Here is an 18,696-nt window from a genome sequence, read left to right on the forward strand (position 1 = left end):
AAGTGGATTTTTTGTATTATAAATTTTATATTTTACTGATGTTGTTGTGCATCAATTACAGCAATGGTAACCATATTCACAATTTCGCGAACAGTACTATCCAATTGTAACAAATGAATTGGTTTTTTCATTCCGATCAAAATTGGTCCAACCGCTTCTATATTTCCTAATTCTTGTAATAATTTATACGAAATATTCGCTGATTCAAGATTTGGAAAAACTAATGTATTCGCATGCGTTCCTGCTAATTTAGAAAATGGAAAATTACTTTGTAATTTCTCTCTGTTTACTGCAAAATTTGCCTGAATATCGCCATCAACTAAAACATCTGGATGATTTTGATGTAGATAATTCACTGCATTCTGAACTTTAGAAACCGTTTCTCCTTTATTTGATCCGAAGTTTGAATAAGATAATAATGCAATCTTTGGTTCAATTTTAAATTTCTTAATTGTTTCGTTAAATTGCAATGTAATGTTAACTAAATCCTCTGAAGTTGGATCTAAATTAACCGTTGTATCACCTAAGAAAACTGGTCCTTTTTCTGTCAACATCATATACATACTCGCAACTTTTTGACCTTGTTCCGCTCCAATTAATTCTAAAGCTGGACGAATCGCTTGCGAATAATTTTTCGTCATTCCCGAAATCATTGCATCTGCATAACCAAACTCAACCATACATGATCCAAAATAATTACGATCTCTCAATAATTTTTTCGCATCAGATTTTGAGATTCCTTTTCGTTGACGTTTCGAATAAATAAAATCAACGAATTGATTGTATCTATCCGAATCTTCTTCAGCATTTGTATCAACAATTTCAACATCTTCCAAATCCAACATATAATCTTTAATCATTTGTTGAATTTTATTTTTCTTTCCTAAAATAATTGGAATAGCGATTTTTTCTTCCTTTACAATTTGCGCTGCACGAAGAATTTCGAAACGATCTCCTTCAGCAAAAACAACACGTTTTGGATTTGATTTTGCCGTTTGTGTCAAATTACGCATAATCGTACTTTCTTTTCCGATTCGCTTAATCAAAGACAATTTATATGCTTCGAAATCTGTAATGATATTTTTAGCAACACCAGTTTCGATCGCCGCTTTTGCAACCGCAGCCGAAACTTCTGGTAACAAACGGGGATCATTAGGTTTTGGAATTATATAATCTTTTCCAAATTTGATCGAATGATTATTGTATGCTTGCGTCACAACTTCAGGAACTGGTTCTTTTGCTAATTCTGCAATTGCTCGAACAGCAGCAATTTTCATTTCCTCATTAATTGTCGTCGAACGAACATCTAACGCTCCTCTAAAAATATACGGAAACCCCAGTACATTATTCACCTGGTTTGGATAATCAGAACGCCCAGTTCCCATAATAATATCTTGACGCGTCGCAACTGCTAAATCGTATGCAATCTCTGGATTTGGATTTGCCATTGCTAACACAATTGGGTTTTCTGCCATTGTATTCAACATATCTGCTGATAAAACATCTGCAGCCGATAAACCGATAAAAACATCTGCATCTTTAACAGCATCTGCCAATGTCGAAATATCACGATCTGTTGCCCATTCAGACTTAGAAGGATCAAGATTATCACGGTCAGAACGGATTACGCCTTTACTGTCTAACATCACGATATTTTCTTTCGTTGCACCAACAGAAATATACATTCCTGTACACGAAATTGCCGCAGCACCAGCTCCGTTTACTACAATTTTAACTTTAGAAATATTTTTTCCTTGTAATTCACATGCATTAATCAACGCTGCACCAGAAATAATAGCTGTTCCGTGTTGATCGTCGTGCATAACTGGGATATTCATTTCAGCCTTCAAACGTTTCTCAATTTCGAAACACTCAGGCGCTTTAATATCCTCTAAATTGATTCCTCCAAAAGTCGGCTCTAAAGCTTTTACCGTATTGATAAATTCATCAACATTTTTTGTATCCAATTCGATATCGAAAACATCAATATCAGCAAAAATTTTGAATAGAAGACCTTTACCTTCCATCACCGGTTTTGAAGCTACCGCACCAATATCTCCCAAACCTAAAACGGCTGTACCGTTACTAATTACAGCAACCAAATTTCCTTTTGCTGTGTACTTATAAGCATTTTCTGGATCTTTTTCAATCTCTAAACAAGGTTCCGCAACACCTGGCGAATAAGCAAGCGATAAATCACGTTGTGTATTCGTAGGTTTTGTAGGCACTACTGCAATCTTTCCTGGTTGACCCATCGAATGGTAATTCAATGCATCTTTCTTACGATTGTCATTCATTTCTCTGTGGTTTATATTTTTTCAAAATAAATTTAGGTAAAATATATTCAACCCACTTATGACAGATGTTAGATTTTAATATTTTATTAAAATAAATTATCGAGTTATATAATTTTGAAGTTAATAATTATGAGGTTGATAAATTAAAAATTGAATCTCGTTGTTAACATAATTTGTGTTGGTCTCAACTTATAGATAAATCGTTGTTCGAAATTGGAAGAAAAACTGTTTTGAGAAAAATATTTTTCATTAAAAAGATTATAAGCAGACAATTCAAAATCTATTTTCTTCTTTTTTAATGAATAACGATACATTAAATCTCCGAAAGTAGAATTTGGATTTAATCTTGAATCATCATTAACATACAAATCAAAATTAAGTTTTATATAATGCTGATCTGCAGGAAAAAAATGTAATCCTATTTGGTGGATTTGATTGGTGATTGAACGTGATTCAGATTCCTTTGAAAACTTATTTTTATAATTTGTTAAACCGTATTTATATTCAAAAGTCATCCAACTTAATAATCTGAAAGATGCATCAAAATTAGAAGTTAAAATGGTATTGTGAATTTCGATTAAATCATCATTTAATAATTGATCGTAGGTTGTAAAATTATAACCTCCAGCTAAATTAAATGTTGTCTTAATTTTAGAAAAATATTGACTTATTTTAGCATTAACAGAATGTGTTTTTTGATGATTTTTTAAGTACAAAGCTTCTAAAACAGTACTTGCATCCGCACTATAGTTATAATTGTAGATTAAGTTATTTTCTGTCCAATTGTACGAATATCCAAAATTGATAAACCTAGATTTTATCGGATTTTTATACTCGAAACGTAAAGAAGAATTCCATTTTTTCACTTCATTAAAATCTCCATCATTTTGCTGAATAGAATTGTAACGATACAATATAAATCCTTCGTGCAAACGTGTTAAACTGCCTAAATCATTAGAGAAATTATGCGAGGTTGATACTTTCCAGAATTTTGAAAATTCTAAACCTATATTAAATTTTGGTTCGATGTAAAAACAATTGTATGAAGTTTTATTTCCAAAAGAATTATTCTCTAAATTATACCACTGAAAAGGAATTCCAAAAGAAAAATTAAGTCGATTCTTTCTGTACGAAAAGTTATTTTCTACATACGGATTTAAAGTTGACCAGCGTGTATTGTTCTCAAAAGAAGAATTTATCGTTTGCTCATCTGCCAACAAATTACTTTTCATCGTATGATTGATGTACTTAATTCCAATTTTAGACTGTAAGACAAACGCTTTTATTCCTTTTGAAAATTCAGCGAAATTATTTGTCGAAAATTTCTCAAAATTAATTTGTTGAAACACATTTTGATAATCATTTCCGTTGTTTATAAAATCAGTAAAAACTCCAGGAAAAACACTTAAATTCTCGTTATAATTTCTGTATGCAATATTGGATTTAAATGTGATCAATTGTTTACCAACTTTCTTGATTGTATTAAACTGATTGGTAAACTGCCGATTTGGTTGTGTTAATCGTTGTGTAATAAAATTATTATTTTGATTGAGATCTCCTCTCGAACTGTTCCAGTCTCCTTTAAATTCCAAGACATTTTCAAGATAATTTTTAGAACTATTTTGAGATAATGTTGCTTTTAGATTAAGACTTTCTATTTGCAAATAATTTTTTTTGATTTCGTTGAGAAATATATCACCTGTTGGTAAAAAATATTGTGTGTTTGTTTCTCCGAATCGCTTTTGAAAATCGTTGTGATAAGACAAGTTAATTCGTAAATCTAGCTCTTTTTTTAATTTAAAAAGATGATTCCAAGAACCAATATTTATTGCATTATCTAACCAACGTTCGCCATCAAAATTGGGAGTTTGTACACCTGCAATTGATAACCAACTTTCGTTCGAAAATTTTTCAGAGTCATTTAAAAAATCTTCAAGACTTAAGGTTTTTAATTGACGAGAAACATCATTTCCACGATTATTTCCTTGATAAGAACCTATCATTTGTTGCTTTTTTGTGAACAACATTGGTGTAATATTCGCCTGATACAACAATGGTGAAGCGCCAAGACCAACTTCTGCTTTACCAGAATAGGTAATTTTGCTTTTTAATTTGATATTTAATGCGGCTTTAGAGCTATAAACCAAACTGTCTAAAATCTTGATAGGCTGATGATTCTCTAAAATTTGTACTTTATCCACAGCGTCTGCAGAAAGATTTTCGTTTGCTAATGCATATTTTCCGCCCAACAAATCCATTCCTTCGATGTAATATTTATTAATTGGTTCGCCTTGATACAAGATTCTACCAGAATTTTCGATTTCTATTCCAGGCATTTTTTTGATCACATCTGCTATAGAACGGTCTTTTATATCTTTAAAATTACTGACATCATAGGCAATTGTGTCGCCTTTTTTGCGAATTGGAGATTCTTTTAATTTAACTTCTTTTAACTCGATAGCTTTTTCTTGTAAAATGAAATCAAAGTTTGTAGACGATTCATTTACCAAATCTGAAGTAAAAGCATAATTCATCGCACGAACTTTTATTTCATAGGTTTCATGCGATGGACTATCTATTTTGATAGAATATTTACCGTCCGATTTTGTAATAAAGTATGCCAACGTTTCGTCCGAAGTACTTGGAGAAATGGTAACGTTAGCACCAGATATAGGTTTTCCTTCCTCATTTTTTACAACACCAGAAATGGTAAGTTGTGCAAAAATAAAGTGAAAAAATAAAGCAAATAATAGTGTTAATTGGGCTTTCAAAAATTAATATGATTACTTTTTTCTAAAAAAACATTTTCGCTTTTTAATTTATTATCTATCTTTTTTTCCATTTCAGCTGGTGAAATATTAGAGCTTGTTATATTAAGACTTTTTAAGTTTTGTATAATTTCAACTCCCCTATTTTCATATATTTTTTTGTAATCCTCTAAATTCACTTTTTTTGATTTTGTAAAATCTTTTGTTAAATCAGGTTTTGTATTATTTTGATTAATCTCAATTGCAGAAAAATGGAAATAATTATTGTCATCATAGATTTCTAAAATAAGCCCTGGTAATCCTCCAAATTTGTATGGACCAACACTGTTTGGTATTTCTTCTGTGTACCAAGCTGTCCATTTTCGCCCTAAATATGTTGTTGTTGCTTTTTTTATAATTAAATCCAGCTGAGTTTTTTGCTCATTTTCTATTTTCCAATTTATTTCCTCAATAGGCTGATTTAATAGGTAAATATTTCTATTTACTTTACTTAATATTTTATTTGTTCCATTATTTCTTATTATAGTATGATTAATGATTGGGGATGGGTATTTTTCTTTTATAGCAGCTATATTTAGTGTGTTATTTGTTATAAATTCTTGAGTATTTTTAGCATTTAATCCTTGAAGATAATTATCGTAGTTTACCTTTTTTGGACTTATATAAATTGTACTATCTTTTGCAATATACAAATCCATTTCTTCATATTTTACTTCTTTTTTTACAGAATCAGTTACAAATTTCACGTCATATACAACTTTATATGTTTGTGCTTGAATAAAAAAAGAGGATAAAATAAATAATATGAATATTTTTTTCATAACTCTATTTATAAAGTATAGCATTAACTAAGTTTAATGCTATACCTCTTATTATTTAATTACAATAAACTTCCATTTCTTCATAAAGTTCTACAGCAAAATCTATAACATCTCCTAAAGGACCACAATCTTCATATACAAATCCAACTCCACATCTTTCAACAGATACATCCCAGCATTCTACTGAAGTTACATCTTGTTTATCTTCAGTTTCTGTTTCATTTGCCATTGCAAAAGTTCCGATAAGTGCAAAAGCACTTGCTAATAACATTTTCTTCATTTTTTAAGTAATTTAGTTTTTTAATAATCAATCATAGTTTGCAACCTACAATTGCCTCATTAACGTTAATTACATCAATAATAATAATAATAATACACAAATCTTTTTGCAACTTAAGTATATAAAAACAAATAATTTAATATTTGGTTTATTCTAATTCAATAGGGTTATAAGGCATACCACCCAAATTGGTTATAGGTTTTTTATTTTCGTCAAGTGCAACTCCTTTTAGTCTTTCACCTGGATTTTCGTGGTAATCTTTTTCGGCTTTATAGAATTCTGTTTTCTTAACTTTTATAGGTGTTTTTTCACCTTGTGCTAAATAGATTTGTTTAGGATTTTGGTTGATAGCGTTTGCTGTAAAATGATAATGTTCTTTATCATCATAAATCTCTAAAATAAGACCAGGCAAACCATAAAATTTATACGGACCAGCATTCATTGGGATTTCGTCAGTGTACCAAGCCGTCCATTTTCTACCACCGTAGTTTACAGTCGCTTTTTTTGCAGTATAATTCAAGATTTGTTTGGTGTCATTCAGTAGTTTCCAATCTAATTTTGGTAACGTTTCTTTGTAAAGAAAATCATTCGGAGAGATTCTATCAACAAATGTAAGTTCATCATTTTCTTTCTTTAGAATAAGTTGATATTTAAAAGCAGATTTAAAACTTTGAGACATTATTTGATTAAATTCATTCGTCTTAATTGTAGGTAAATGACTAAAACTTTCAAGAATAGAATCCGTACCGATTTGATTGTAATCGACGAATTTATTGTAACGTTTACCAATTTGTAAAAGTGCTAAACCAGTTTTTGTTTTTTCAGGTTTTTTTACATTACGAACAATTTTGTAGTCATAAATAATGTTGTAATTGGACAACTCGTAATTCGTTTGCGAATATTTAATAGGCGCAAAGGATATATCAGTTTTTATTTGTGGCTGTGCATATACAATGCAACCAATAAAAATGATAAAATAGTATAGTAATTTCATTATAAGGTTATTAATTATGATGAAATTACTATAAATATTTTTATTCTACAAATATAGTATTAATTTATTTTTAAATTATTTATCACGTCAACCAACTTTTTAGTCAAGTTTTTACGGTTGAATTGTTGAACTTCCTCTTCGTTTGTTTCAAATTTTTGAAGAGGATTTCTTAACCATTGGTTATAAATAGAAAGGATGAAAGATTTTATTTCAGTAACATCTTGATGGCTAAAATAATCGCCAGCTTTCGTTTTATGCAGTATTTTTTGAACATCAGCCTCAGCTGGTCCAATTGCTAAAATAGGATTTCCAGTCGCCATATATTCAAATAACTTTCCAGGAATAATTCCTTTAGATGCAACATTATCAAAGTTGGTCAAAATCAAAACATTTGCTGTATTAATAGCGTTCAATGACTCTTGATGTGAAACGTAACCATGTGCAACCAAGTTTTTCTCTAAACCTGCATCAATCACTGTTTGTTTGACGTCATCAGCTAAAGAACCATAAAAATTAAGTTTTAAATCTTCTTTGAATGATTGATTTTCGGAAGTTAATTCAGCTAAAGCTTTCCACAATGCAACAGGATTTCGAAGCATCTCTAATCCACCTGAATAAGTAAGTTGAAAATGTTTTTGATCTTTTGTAATCGTTTGTTTTACTTCTTCAAAACCATTGGTAATTACTTCGACATGTTTTGCTCCAATTTTCTTGAAGTTTTCAGCATCTGCATAGCTTGTTGCCAAAACAACATCAGCTTTTTGCATCACTTCACGTTCTAAATTTTCGTGTTTTTGTGCGGCCCAAGAAGTTAATTTCAATTCTTTGTGGTAACTAATTTGTGTCCAAGGATCACGAAAATCTGCTAACCATTTGAGATTTGGGAATTGTTTTTTCAGCTTCAAGCCAATTAAATGAAGACTATGAGGCGGACCAGAAGTTACAATCGTATCGATATTTTCTTTTTGTAAAAAGTTTTTTAAATATTCAGCAGAAGGATTTACCCAAAACTTACGTGCATCTGGAATAAAGAAATTCCCTCTTACAAAAACCGACAACTTCGACATAAAAGATTGATTTTCTTTTTTCTCGAAATGTCCACCTTTATAAGCTTTATTTTTTGGATTCAGTTTTTCTGCTAGCTGATAAGGTTCCCAAATTTTATTCTTGACGATTTTAACTTTTGGATTAATATCCTTGGCTAATGTTTCATCAAGAATTGGATAAGAAGGATTTTCTGGAATATAAACATAGGTTTCATATCCAAATTCAGGAAGATATTTTGTGAATTTCAACCATCTTTGAACACCAGGACCTCCCGCAGGAGGCCAGTAATAGGTGATGATTAATATTTTTTTCATTCTAAAATTAAGCCTTTTCTGCGGCTAAGTTTAAATTCTCTTTTATAGAACATTTTTTATATCCCAAATAAATACCTCCAGCCACAACGATTAAAAGTAAAATATTCGAAACTATCACAATCATATTTCCAGTAGAAATAACTTGTGGTTTAAATTCCATCACGATTGTATGATTTCCCTTTTGTACAGGAACTGCACGCAATACGTAATTCGCTTTTTCGATCGGAACTTCCTTTCCATCAACCGTTACAATCCAACCGTGCGGATAATAAACTTCTGAGAAAACAGCAATTTGATCTGTGTTAGAAGAAGATTTGTACGTCATTTTCATCGGTGAATAATCAACCAATTCAATTTTAGAATTAGCATCTGCCGAAACATTTAAGTTTTTATTCTCAACCAAATCTTTACGTAAAATAACGGTATGATCAACTGGTGTAGAATTTATCGCTAGGATTTCGTCATTGGCATTTTCTGTCCATTTAATATTCGATGCTAACCAAGCACTACCTAAAGCAGTTGGATTTTGTTGAACCTGCGGTTCTGTAGGACTTCCATGAATAATATATTTCGTATTCATCATATTCAATACATTAATCAAACCTGTTTCATCTTTGATTCCGTATTTTTTTAATTGCGGATCTTGCGAAAAATAGATATCCACAACGTCTTGGTATTTCCCTAATTTAGCGGCATGATAACCACCAATTGAAGGAACAAAATATGAAGTTCCAGCTTCGTTAAACGTACTCAAAACCGTATTGTACACACGGAAATGTGATTGATCTTGTTTTGCTATATTCGACAATAAGTTATTCAACGGAACCTTGTAAGCTATTTGTGCAACATTATTGTTATTTTCTGCTTCGGTTTGTAAACGTGGTGACATTTCCGTTGGGAAAGGGTTGTCAACAATATATTTTGACACAAAATTATCTTCGTTCAAATATCTTTTGTTCACTGTAAATCCATCAATAAATGCCAAAGCACCTATCGTTAATATCACAACAATTGGTTTTTTGATCAACTTGAATAAATAAGCTAACAATAATCCCATTGTACACAACACAAAAATTAGTGTTCGTAACGTATCTGCTTTAAACATTGAAATTCTATCCTGAATTAATGCTTCATCTAAACGTTTCATTAAGCCATCCCATAGTCCAACTGCATTTGGATTAGCTTGTTGAATTTGTCCGATTAATTGCTCAGTCATGAACTTTTCATTCTCTGATGTAAATGGAAAAATCATTCCACCAAATAAGAAGAAAATAATCAAAATTCCGATTGTAGAACCACCAGCTATATAAAGTACTTTCTTTTTGAAGTCGTCAGATTCATCTAAATTAAAGAAATAATATAGCGTCAAAATTGCTAAGAAAGGCATTGTAAATTCGGCAATTACCAAGATTGATGATACAGCGCGGAACTTATCATACATCGGGAAATAATCAATGAATAAGTTGGTAACGAATGGTAAATTTTTACCCCAAGCCAAAATGAAACTTAGAATCGTTGCTCCAACTAACCATTTTTTATAGGTCGCGTATTTTCCACGTACCATAAACATTCCGATAATAAACAAGAAAACGACTACAGCTCCCTGATAAGCTGGACCAGAAGTTCCTGGCTGATCTCCCCAATATGCACTTCTCGGTTGACTTGCCACAGCTTGAAAAACTTGCTGATTGAACTCGTCTTCACCAAGACTATATTGTGTATTTTGTAATTCGGATGTATAATTCTTTAAATCTTCTGGATTCGTTTGCGAACCACCACCCATCAAGTTTGGAATAAAAAGATTTAATGTTTCTAATTTTCCATAACTCCATTGTGTGATATAATCGTGATCTAATCCGTTTGAATTCTTTTTCAACAACGTCATTTCAGACTTTCCACGCGTTGTTTCTTTACTGTATTCGTAAGTTGACAATAGTCGATTTGCATTCAATCCTGCTGCAATAATTAAAGCGACAACTACTAATGCAGATGATTTTAAGAAATCTGGTAATTCTTTTTTCTTTAAACTATCAATAAATTGAACAATTGCAAAAACCAACATCGCTAAAAACAAATAGAACGTCATTTGAATGTGATTGGCTTGTAATTGCAATCCCATAAACAAGGTTGTAAGTACAAAACCTGCAATGTATTTTTTACGATACAATAAAAGAATTCCGGCAACAAAAGGCGCGAAATAACCAATTGTATGGAGCTTTCCGTTATGCCCTGCTGCAATCAGCTCAAAATAATACGAACTAAAAGCAAAGAAAATTGCACCAACTAAAGCATATTGCCATTTTTTGAAAAGCGTTAAGCCAAGAATAAAAAATCCTGTAAATAACAAGAAAATATAATCTGCTGGACGTGGTAAAAATCTGAAAACACCATCTATCGTTTTGATAATATCAAAATCATATTTTGCTCCAGTTTGATAGGTTGGCATTCCACCAAACATCGCATCAGACCAATAGACATTTTCTCCTGTTTTGTCTTGATACGTCAACATTTCTTGCGCACTACCCCTGTAGTTGATAATATCAGGTTGAATAACAGATTTTCCCGATAAAACTGGTGAACAATACACCAATGCAATCACTGCAAAAAGCAGCAATGAGATAAGAACGTAGAGTAAATTCTTTTTATTTTTCATCCTTTTTTTCTTCGATTATTTCGTAATCCACCGTTTCGGCGTCTATATTATATTTCGGTTTGTCGAAAGATGTGTTTGGTTTCGATTCGTTGTACGAATCATTTGAGTTTTGGTTCTGATTATAAGCATTTCTTTGCTGATTAATTGCTTCTTGAAAAACTTTTTTCACTGCAAATACTTTTCTTAAAAATCTAAAAATAGTTAAGAAAATAATACTTAAAATTATAATCCAAATAATTGTTTTCATTTTAGTTAACTGTTGTGACAGTTGTAACCGACTCAGTCATCGTTTGTTTTTGACCTTGCGCTTCTACTGTACGTTTTAATGTTTCCTTTTTCGTTAAATTAACTTTGTTGATCCAACCAGATTTAGTGTCCAACAAAATTTTTCCATCTACATTCGCACTACTATTCGCAGACATTGTAACACCTTGTTGCGACTCATTACCTTTCAAACTTTGCGTTCCATTTACAGTAATTGTCGTATTTGCAGGCTCAACACTTGCTAAAGTTCTTTTCATCGAAATATTTCCTTTCATTGGACCTTGATCAATTTTTTGACTATCGCTCCAAGATTCTTTAAGCGCTAAAGTTTTGTTAGGGAAAATATTCATCGTTTCTTCAAATTGAGAAGAAATTGCTTGTTTGTTTAATGAATTGTCGATAATCTGTGTAAAGAATTTAAACTCTTCTGCTGAAACTTGTTTCTTCACAGAGTTAAGAATTGAAGTTTTGATTCCTTCTAATCCATCAACGCTTACAACTTTTCCTTTCTGATCAACTTTCATTGTATACGTTTTTCCTGTCATAGCTTTGTAAATCGACCAAGAAACCGCAATATCTTTGTTCGCTGGTTTTGCAGCATTTGTGTCATACGAAATTGATTTTCCCGAAGGATCTGTCATTTTCTCGCTATATTGTTTAGATTTCACTTCTAATGTATACACACCATCTTTGAAATCTTTTACCGTATAATCAATTTGTTTTTTACTTTCACTTGACATTTTTTGAGATTGTTTCCCGTCCGAAGCCGTGTGAGTTGTTTTAATTCCCAACGTCATTGGATAAGTCTTTCCTATCTCCAAATTGTATTTGTATGCATATTTGTCATCTGCACCTTTTGTTATTGCAACAACTTCTGTTTCAGCAGGCGTTTCAGCGATTTTCAAAGAATCTGTTGTTTCTATTTTGGCAACTGTATCACCTTTTTCGTTCACAATTAATTCTTTTCCATCTTTATCTTTTCCTACGACTTTATCATCTTTTTTACATGAAACAACTGCCATTGCGACAGCCATCATGAATAGTAATTTTTTCATATCAATTTTATGTTTGATAATTGGTTTATTGCCAAAATCAATCCAAAAATAAGGATTTTAGTTGATTTTTTAACATTAAGATTTTAAAACAATCATATCTAGAAAATTAGATGATTGAAAAGAATTTATTGTCAATCTAGAAAATTATAAAGTATTACAAATTGTCATAATTAATAAATACAAAAAAAGCCTCCCAATTTGGGAGGCTTTTTACTATATAATCGAATAGATTATGCTTCTTCTGTACTTTCAGTTTCAGCAGCTGGTGCAGCTTCTTCTGTTTTAGTACTTTTTTTACTACGACGTGTAGTTGCTTTTTTCTCTACTTTCGCGTTAGTGTAGATATCATTGAAATCTACTAACTCGATCATTGCAGTATCAGCACCGTCACCTAAACGGAATCCAGTTTTGATGATACGAGTGTATCCTCCTGGGCGATTTGCAATTTTAGGAGCTACAGTTCTGAATAATTCAGTTACAGCTTCTTTATCTTGTAAGTATGAAAATACAACGCGACGGTTGTTAGTATCGTCTGTTTTAGACTTTGTCAATAAAGGCTCAACATATGTTTGTAATGCTTTAGCCTTTGCTACTGTTGTGTTAATTCTCTTGTGAGTAATCAACGCTATAGCTAAATTAGATAATAAAGCTCTTCTATGAGAGGCAGTTCTACCTAAATGGTTAAATTTTTTTCCGTGTCTCATTTTTTAATAAAATTATTCTACGTCTAACTTATATTTTACGATGTCCATTCCAAAGTTAAGACCTTTGCTGTCCACCAATTCTTCTAACTCTGTAAGAGATTTCTTACCAAAGTTTCTGAATTTCATTAAGTCAGACTTAGCGAAAGAAACTAATTCGCCTAATGTTTCAACTTCAGCTGCTTTTAAACAATTTAATGCTCTTACTGATAAATCCATATCTACCAATTTTGTTTTCAATAATTGGCGCATATGTAATGCTTCTTCATCATAAGTTTCACCAGATGCAACTTCTTCCGCTTCTAATGTTATTCTCTCATCTGAGAATAACATAAAGTGGTGAATTAAGATTTTAGCTGCTTCAGTTAAAGCATCTTGAGGTGTTATAGAACCATCTGTTGTAATTTCAAAAACTAATTTTTCGTAGTCAGTTTTTTGTTCTACACGATAGTTTTCAATTGCGTATTTTACATTCTTAATTGGAGTGTAAATTGAGTCAATTGCTATAGTACCGATTGGCGCAGAAGCCTTTTTATTCTCATCAGCTGGTACGTATCCTCTACCTTTTTCGATTGTAAATGTAATTGTTACGTTTACTTTAGCGTCTAAGTTAGCGATAACTAATTCAGGGTTTAAAACTTGGAATCCAGAAATAAATTTCCCTAAATCACCTGCTGTTAATTGATCTTGCCCTAAGATAGTAGCAGTTACAGTTTCAGCATCTGATTCATCAATTTGTTTCTTAAAACGAACCTTTTTCAGATTTAAAATGATCTCTGTAACATCTTCCACTACTCCTGGAATAGTTGAAAATTCGTGCTCAACTCCTTCAATTTTGATTGAAGTGATCGCATATCCTTCTAATGAAGAAAGTAACACTCTACGTAGAGCATTTCCAACTGTAATCCCGTATCCTGGCTCTAATGGACGGAACTCAAATTGTCCGAATTTAGAGTCAGACTCTACTAAGATTACTTTGTCAGGTTTGATGAAATTTAAAATAGTCATTTTATTAGTCTGATTTTAAGGTTTATTTAGAATATAACTCGACGATTAATTGCTCTTTAATATCTTCTGGAATTTGAACTCTTTCTGGAGCTTTTGTGAAAGTTCCTGATTTTTGTTCGTCGTTCCAAATTAACCAATCGTACTCGCTACGTGCGTGTAAAGAGTTTGTGATTGCAGCTAAAGATTTAGATTTTTCTCTAACAGCGATTACATCACCAGCTTTTAATTGGTAAGAAGGGATGTTCACGATTTCTCCGTTTACAGTTACGTGTTTGTGAGATACTAATTGACGTGCAGCACTACGTGAGTTTGCGATACCTAAACGGTAAACTACGTTATCTAAACGAGATTCACATAATTGTAATAATACTTCACCTGTAATTCCTTTAGAAGCATTTGCTTTTTTGTATAAGTTAGCAAATTGACGCTCTAAAATACCGTAAGTATATTTTGCTTTTTGTTTTTCAGTTAACTGAATAGCGTATTCTGATTTTTTAGCTCTTCTTTTGTTAGGTCCGTGTTGCCCTGGAGGATATTTCTTTTTCTCAAAAGATTTATCGTCACCGAAAATTGGTTGTCCAAATTTTCTTGCAATTTTAGTTTTTGGTCCTGTATATCTTGCCATGATTTGTTACTATTAAATATATTAAATAATTAAATTGAGAAAAATGATTATACTCTTCTCTTTTTAGGTGGACGACATCCATTGTGTGGTAATGGAGTAACATCAACGATTTCAGAAACCTCGATACCACCGTTATGAATTGTTCTAATAGCAGATTCACGACCTTGACCTGGTCCTTTCACGAATACTTTTACTCTTCTTAATCCTGCTTCGTATGCAACTGTTGTTGCATCTTGAGCAGCTACTTGAGCAGCGTAAGGAGTGTTCTTTTTAGATCCACGGAATCCCATTTTACCTGCTGAAGACCAAGAGATAACTTCACCGTTTTTGTTTGTTAAAGTAACGATAACATTGTTAAACGATGCTTGAATATGAGCTTGTCCAGTAGCTTCAATAACTACTTTTCTTTTCTTTACTACTTTCTGATTTTTTGCCATGATCCTATTTATTATTTAGTGGCTTTTTTCTTGTTAGCAACTGTTTTCTTTTTACCTTTTCTTGTACGTGAGTTATTTTTTGTTCTTTGACCACGTAATGGTAAACCTAATCTGTGACGAATACCTCTTTGACATCCGATATCCATTAAACGTTTAATGTTTAATTGGATTTCTGATCTTAATTCACCTTCTACTTTGAAAGTTTCATTGATCGATGCACGGATTGCGTTGATTTCTTCATCAGTCCATTCGCTAACTTTTGTATCTTCTGAAATATTATTTTCAGCTAAGATTTTAGAAGCACTGCTTCTTCCGATCCCGTAAATGTATGTAAGTCCGATTACCCCTCTTTTGTTTTTAGGTAAATCTACACCTGAAATTCTTGCCATAATTCTAAATAATTAACCTTGTCTTTGTTTAAACTTAGGATTCTTTTTGTTGATCACATACAAACGTCCTTTACGACGCACAATTTTACAGTCAGCACTTCTCTTTTTAATGGATGCTCTAATTTTCATCTTTGTAAATTTATTTATAATCCGATAGAGTTAACGTATCTACATTAACTCTATCACCAGTCGTTATTATTTCTTTTAGTATCTGTAAGATATTCTACCTTTCGTTAAATCGTAAGGAGACATCTCTATTTTAACTCTATCACCTGGTAATAATTTGATATAGTGCATACGCATTTTACCAGATATGTTACATGTTACAACATGTCCATTTTCTAATTCGACACGGAACATTGCATTTGATAATGCTTCTGTAATCGTACCGTCTTGTTCAATATGTTTTTGTTTAGCCATAAATCTTTTTAATAAAATCTTATTAGATATCTCTTGAAGTTCTACCTGAAGACATTAAACCATCGTAACGGTGATTTAATAAATATGTATTAATTTGTTGTACAGTATCTAAGATAACTCCCACCATAATTAACATTGATGTACCTCCAAAGAACATTGCTAAGCTCTGTTCTACACCTAATAATTTTACAATCGCTGGCAAAACAGCAAGCAAAGTTAGTAAAATTGCTCCAGGTAACGTAATTTTTGATAAAATTTCGTCTAAAAAATTTGCAGTTTCTTTTCCAGGACGGATTCCAGGGATGATTCCTCCGTTACGTTTAAGATCTTCTGCCATTTGGTTTACTGGGATTGTGATTGCAGTATAGAAATATGTGAAGATAATAATTAGTAATCCGAAGATCAAATTGTATTCCCACGTAAATGGATCTGCCATTTTCGCGAAGAATGCTTTTACTGGACTTCCTTCGTCTAAGAAATAGTTTGCCAATGTTCCTGGTAAAAACATAATTGCTTGTGCGAAGATAATAGGCATTACACCTGCTGCATTTACTTTAAGTGGAATATATGAACGTACAGAGTCTGTAACTGATCTCATATATGAACTACTTGAAGTTTGCGCTCTTCTTACATATTGTACTGGTACTTTACGCACCGCTGCAACAATCATAATACACATTGCAATAACTAGGATTAACCCTAACATTTCTATCAAGAAGAAAATACCGTTTGAAGGGTCAACTTCAAATGCATTAAATATTGCTTTTGGTAAGTCGGCTAGGATACCAACCATAATTAAGATTGAAATACCGTTACCTATACCTTTGTCAGTAATTTTTTCTCCCATCCACATGGCAAAGATTGTCCCTGTAATCAAAATGATTGTTGAAGGGAACCAGAACCAAAAGTTGGTTGGAGGAATTACATAGATAGCATATGATGAAGTTGGATCGTAAGGTAAAATTTGAGAAGTTACTAATGTAAGGTATGCTGGTGCTTGCACCAAACAAATCCCGATTGTTAACCATCTCGTAATTTGGTTTACTTTGTTACGTCCGCTTTCTCCTTCTTTTTGTAGTTTTTGGATGTAAGGTACTGCTAATCCCATCAATTGTATAACAATCGAAGCAGAGATATAAGGCATAATTCCTAACGCAAATACGGAAGCTCTCTTAAAAGAACCTCCGGTAAAAGAGTTTAATAATCCTAAAATTCCTGAATTTGCATTTTCTTGGTCTGCAACAAAACGATTAACCTCGTTAATATCGACACCTGGAAGTGGAATATGAGAACCGAATCTATAAACCAACAATAGAAGGATAGTTACAAGTAACTTATCCTTCAATTCTTTTATGCTCCAGATATTTTTTATGGTCTGTATAAACCCTTTCATCTATAAAATATATTCTTAAGCGTTAACTAATTCTACTTTACCTCCTGCATTCACAATAGCTTCTTGAGCTGTTTGAGTGAATTTATCAGCAGTAACATTAACAGTTGCTTTTAACTCTCCACGACCTAAAATTTTCACTAAGTCATTTTTGTGAGCTAATCCTAACTGAACTAATGTTTCTTTATTTAAAGTATCTGTAATTTTGTTGTTATCAACTAATTGTTGAATTGTATCTAAATTGATTCCTGTGTACTCAACTCTGTTGATGTTTTTGAAACCAAATTTAGGTAAACGTCTTTGTAAAGGCATTTGTCCACCTTCGAAACCGATTTTTCTTGAATAACCAGAACGAGATTTAGCACCTTTGTGTCCACGACCTGCTGTCAAACCGTTTCCACTACCTTCACCTCTACCTTTACGGAATTTATTTTGTACTGAACCAGCAGCTGGTTTTAAATTACTTAAATTCATTTTTAATAATTTTTAAAAGGTTAAAAGCGATTAAGCTCTTTCTACTACTACTAAGTGTGAGATTTTACGGATCATTCCTTCAATTTGAGGAGTTGATTCGTGCTCAACAACTTGATTCAACTTTTTTAAACCTAAAGCAACTAATGTAGCTTTTTGAGATTTATCACGGTTGATTGCACTACGTGTTTGTTTTACTCTTACTTTGCTCATTTTACTTTTTTTTAACCGTTGAATACTTTAGTTACAGAAATACCTCTTTGACGAGCAATAGTCTCTACAGAACGTAAGCTTAATAAAGCGCGGAATGTAGCTTTTACTGCGTTATGAGGGTTAGAAGAACCTTTTGATTTTGATAATACATCATGTACACCAACTGATTCTAATACCGCACGTACTGTACCACCTGCAATTACCCCTGTACCTTTAGATGCTGGACGGATGAATACTTGCGCACCACCGAAACGAGCTTCTTGTTCGTGAGGAATTGTGTTGTTAAATAACGGGATACGTACTAAGTTTTTCTTAGCGTCTTCGATAGCTTTAGCGATTGCAGAAGCTACGTCTTTAGATTTCCCTAATCCGTAACCTACTACTCCGTTTCCGTCACCTACTACTACGATTGCAGAGAAACCAAATGCTCTACCTCCTTTTGTTACTTTAGTAACACGTTGTACTCCAACTAAACGATCTTTTAAATCTAAACCTGTTGGTTTTACTCTTTCTACGTTTTTAAATCCTAACATAATTTCTTTCTCTTTT

20 protein-coding genes are annotated in these 18,696 nt (G+C 32.2%); all 20 read right to left on the bottom strand.

The features are described from left to right. Positions 1–32: 32 nt before the first annotated feature. Positions 33–2,297, bottom strand: a complete 2,265-nt coding sequence (locus tag B3I31_RS11360; RefSeq protein WP_291049321.1) for an NADP-dependent malic enzyme — start codon at positions 2,295–2,297, stop codon at positions 33–35. Positions 2,298–2,440: 143 nt separating this feature from the next. Continuing rightward, the gene (locus tag B3I31_RS11365; RefSeq protein WP_291058695.1) at positions 2,441–5,068 is read right to left on the bottom strand and encodes a carboxypeptidase regulatory-like domain-containing protein; all 2,628 of its coding nucleotides are present in this window, start codon (positions 5,066–5,068) and stop codon (positions 2,441–2,443) included. Further along, on the bottom strand, positions 5,065–5,886 hold the full coding sequence (locus B3I31_RS11370; RefSeq protein WP_185144170.1) for a GLPGLI family protein: 822 nt from the start codon (positions 5,884–5,886) through the stop codon (positions 5,065–5,067). The genes B3I31_RS11365 and B3I31_RS11370 overlap by 4 nt, the downstream gene beginning before the upstream one ends. A gap of 55 nt (positions 5,887–5,941) precedes the next feature. Further along, positions 5,942–6,166: a hypothetical protein gene (locus tag B3I31_RS11375; protein WP_125349688.1), complete on the bottom strand. Its 225-nt coding sequence runs from the start codon at positions 6,164–6,166 to the stop codon at positions 5,942–5,944. Positions 6,167–6,314: 148 nt separating this feature from the next. Then, positions 6,315–7,160: a GLPGLI family protein gene (locus B3I31_RS11380; protein ID WP_188319627.1), complete on the bottom strand. Its 846-nt coding sequence runs from the start codon at positions 7,158–7,160 to the stop codon at positions 6,315–6,317. A gap of 59 nt (positions 7,161–7,219) precedes the next feature. Then, positions 7,220–8,521, bottom strand: coding sequence for a glycosyltransferase (locus B3I31_RS11385; RefSeq protein ID WP_291058700.1), 1,302 nt, complete (start codon positions 8,519–8,521; stop codon positions 7,220–7,222). Positions 8,522–8,528: 7 nt separating this feature from the next. Continuing rightward, positions 8,529–11,174, bottom strand: coding sequence for a YfhO family protein (locus B3I31_RS11390; RefSeq protein ID WP_291058702.1), 2,646 nt, complete (start codon positions 11,172–11,174; stop codon positions 8,529–8,531). Continuing rightward, a complete protein-coding gene (locus B3I31_RS11395) occupies positions 11,164–11,421 on the bottom strand; it encodes a hypothetical protein (RefSeq protein WP_286495358.1) in 258 nt (85 codons plus the stop codon). Before B3I31_RS11395 ends, B3I31_RS11390 begins: the two co-directional genes overlap by 11 nt. A 1-nt stretch (position 11,422) precedes the next feature. Next, on the bottom strand, positions 11,423–12,493 hold the full coding sequence (locus B3I31_RS11400; RefSeq protein WP_286495357.1) for a DUF6263 family protein: 1,071 nt from the start codon (positions 12,491–12,493) through the stop codon (positions 11,423–11,425). Positions 12,494–12,723: 230 nt separating this feature from the next. Continuing rightward, positions 12,724–13,197: a 50S ribosomal protein L17 gene (gene rplQ, locus B3I31_RS11405; protein ID WP_038335555.1), complete on the bottom strand. Its 474-nt coding sequence runs from the start codon at positions 13,195–13,197 to the stop codon at positions 12,724–12,726. A gap of 12 nt (positions 13,198–13,209) precedes the next feature. Then, positions 13,210–14,202 carry a DNA-directed RNA polymerase subunit alpha gene (locus tag B3I31_RS11410; protein WP_291058705.1) on the bottom strand — a complete coding sequence of 331 codons (993 nt, stop codon included), beginning with the start codon at positions 14,200–14,202 and terminating at the stop codon, positions 13,210–13,212. 22 nt (positions 14,203–14,224) lie between these two features. Then, positions 14,225–14,827, bottom strand: a complete 603-nt coding sequence (rpsD, locus tag B3I31_RS11415; RefSeq protein ID WP_038335550.1) for a 30S ribosomal protein S4 — start codon at positions 14,825–14,827, stop codon at positions 14,225–14,227. 47 nt (positions 14,828–14,874) lie between these two features. Then, complete coding sequence (gene rpsK, locus B3I31_RS11420; RefSeq protein WP_019974178.1) at positions 14,875–15,264, bottom strand: 30S ribosomal protein S11; 390 nt, start codon at positions 15,262–15,264, stop codon at positions 14,875–14,877. Between the two features lie 11 nt (positions 15,265–15,275). Further along, complete coding sequence (gene rpsM / locus B3I31_RS11425) at positions 15,276–15,653, bottom strand: 30S ribosomal protein S13 (protein ID WP_038335547.1); 378 nt, start codon at positions 15,651–15,653, stop codon at positions 15,276–15,278. 12 nt (positions 15,654–15,665) lie between these two features. Continuing rightward, complete coding sequence (gene ykgO / locus B3I31_RS11430) at positions 15,666–15,782, bottom strand: type B 50S ribosomal protein L36 (RefSeq protein WP_013598490.1); 117 nt, start codon at positions 15,780–15,782, stop codon at positions 15,666–15,668. A gap of 75 nt (positions 15,783–15,857) precedes the next feature. Beyond that, entirely contained in the window at positions 15,858–16,073 is a 216-nt protein-coding gene (gene infA / locus B3I31_RS11435; RefSeq protein WP_019974180.1) for a translation initiation factor IF-1, read from the bottom strand. Positions 16,074–16,095: 22 nt separating this feature from the next. Next, complete coding sequence (gene secY, locus B3I31_RS11440) at positions 16,096–17,466, bottom strand: preprotein translocase subunit SecY (RefSeq protein WP_038335544.1); 1,371 nt, start codon at positions 17,464–17,466, stop codon at positions 16,096–16,098. Between the two features lie 15 nt (positions 17,467–17,481). Then, positions 17,482–17,937: a 50S ribosomal protein L15 gene (gene rplO, locus B3I31_RS11445; protein WP_114999016.1), complete on the bottom strand. Its 456-nt coding sequence runs from the start codon at positions 17,935–17,937 to the stop codon at positions 17,482–17,484. A gap of 30 nt (positions 17,938–17,967) precedes the next feature. Next, a complete protein-coding gene (rpmD, locus tag B3I31_RS11450; RefSeq protein WP_038335538.1) occupies positions 17,968–18,147 on the bottom strand; it encodes a 50S ribosomal protein L30 in 180 nt (59 codons plus the stop codon). An 11-nt stretch (positions 18,148–18,158) separates the two neighbouring features. Beyond that, positions 18,159–18,680, bottom strand: a complete 522-nt coding sequence (rpsE, locus tag B3I31_RS11455; RefSeq protein WP_114999014.1) for a 30S ribosomal protein S5 — start codon at positions 18,678–18,680, stop codon at positions 18,159–18,161. Positions 18,681–18,696: the final 16 nt, after the last annotated feature.

The sequence above is a fragment of the Empedobacter sp. UBA3475 genome, assembly GCF_002378465.1.
In the GTDB taxonomy this organism is placed as follows: domain Bacteria; phylum Bacteroidota; class Bacteroidia; order Flavobacteriales; family Weeksellaceae; genus Empedobacter; species Empedobacter falsenii_B.

Coding starts and splice junctions, on each gene's coding strand:
- B3I31_RS11395 (WP_286495358.1), bottom strand. CDS start 11,421: ATGAAAACAATTATTTGGATTATAATTTTAAGTATTATTTTCTTAACT.
- rpsK (WP_019974178.1), bottom strand. CDS start 15,264: ATGGCAAAAAATCAGAAAGTAGTAAAGAAAAGAAAAGTAGTTATTGAA.
- B3I31_RS11410 (WP_291058705.1), bottom strand. CDS start 14,202: ATGACTATTTTAAATTTCATCAAACCTGACAAAGTAATCTTAGTAGAG.
- B3I31_RS11360 (WP_291049321.1), bottom strand. CDS start 2,297: ATGAATGACAATCGTAAGAAAGATGCATTGAATTACCATTCGATGGGT.
- rplO (WP_114999016.1), bottom strand. CDS start 17,937: ATGAATTTAAGTAATTTAAAACCAGCTGCTGGTTCAGTACAAAATAAA.
- B3I31_RS11385 (WP_291058700.1), bottom strand. CDS start 8,521: ATGAAAAAAATATTAATCATCACCTATTACTGGCCTCCTGCGGGAGGT.
- B3I31_RS11400 (WP_286495357.1), bottom strand. CDS start 12,493: ATGAAAAAATTACTATTCATGATGGCTGTCGCAATGGCAGTTGTTTCA.
- ykgO (WP_013598490.1), bottom strand. CDS start 15,782: ATGAAAATTAGAGCATCCATTAAAAAGAGAAGTGCTGACTGTAAAATT.
- secY (WP_038335544.1), bottom strand. CDS start 17,466: ATGAAAGGGTTTATACAGACCATAAAAAATATCTGGAGCATAAAAGAA.
- B3I31_RS11375 (WP_125349688.1), bottom strand. CDS start 6,166: ATGAAGAAAATGTTATTAGCAAGTGCTTTTGCACTTATCGGAACTTTT.
- infA (WP_019974180.1), bottom strand. CDS start 16,073: ATGGCTAAACAAAAACATATTGAACAAGACGGTACGATTACAGAAGCA.
- rpsD (WP_038335550.1), bottom strand. CDS start 14,827: ATGGCAAGATATACAGGACCAAAAACTAAAATTGCAAGAAAATTTGGA.
- B3I31_RS11380 (WP_188319627.1), bottom strand. CDS start 7,160: ATGAAATTACTATACTATTTTATCATTTTTATTGGTTGCATTGTATAT.
- B3I31_RS11370 (WP_185144170.1), bottom strand. CDS start 5,886: ATGAAAAAAATATTCATATTATTTATTTTATCCTCTTTTTTTATTCAA.
- rpsE (WP_114999014.1), bottom strand. CDS start 18,680: ATGTTAGGATTTAAAAACGTAGAAAGAGTAAAACCAACAGGTTTAGAT.
- rpsM (WP_038335547.1), bottom strand. CDS start 15,653: ATGGCAAGAATTTCAGGTGTAGATTTACCTAAAAACAAAAGAGGGGTA.
- B3I31_RS11390 (WP_291058702.1), bottom strand. CDS start 11,174: ATGAAAAATAAAAAGAATTTACTCTACGTTCTTATCTCATTGCTGCTT.
- rplQ (WP_038335555.1), bottom strand. CDS start 13,197: ATGAGACACGGAAAAAAATTTAACCATTTAGGTAGAACTGCCTCTCAT.
- rpmD (WP_038335538.1), bottom strand. CDS start 18,147: ATGAGCAAAGTAAGAGTAAAACAAACACGTAGTGCAATCAACCGTGAT.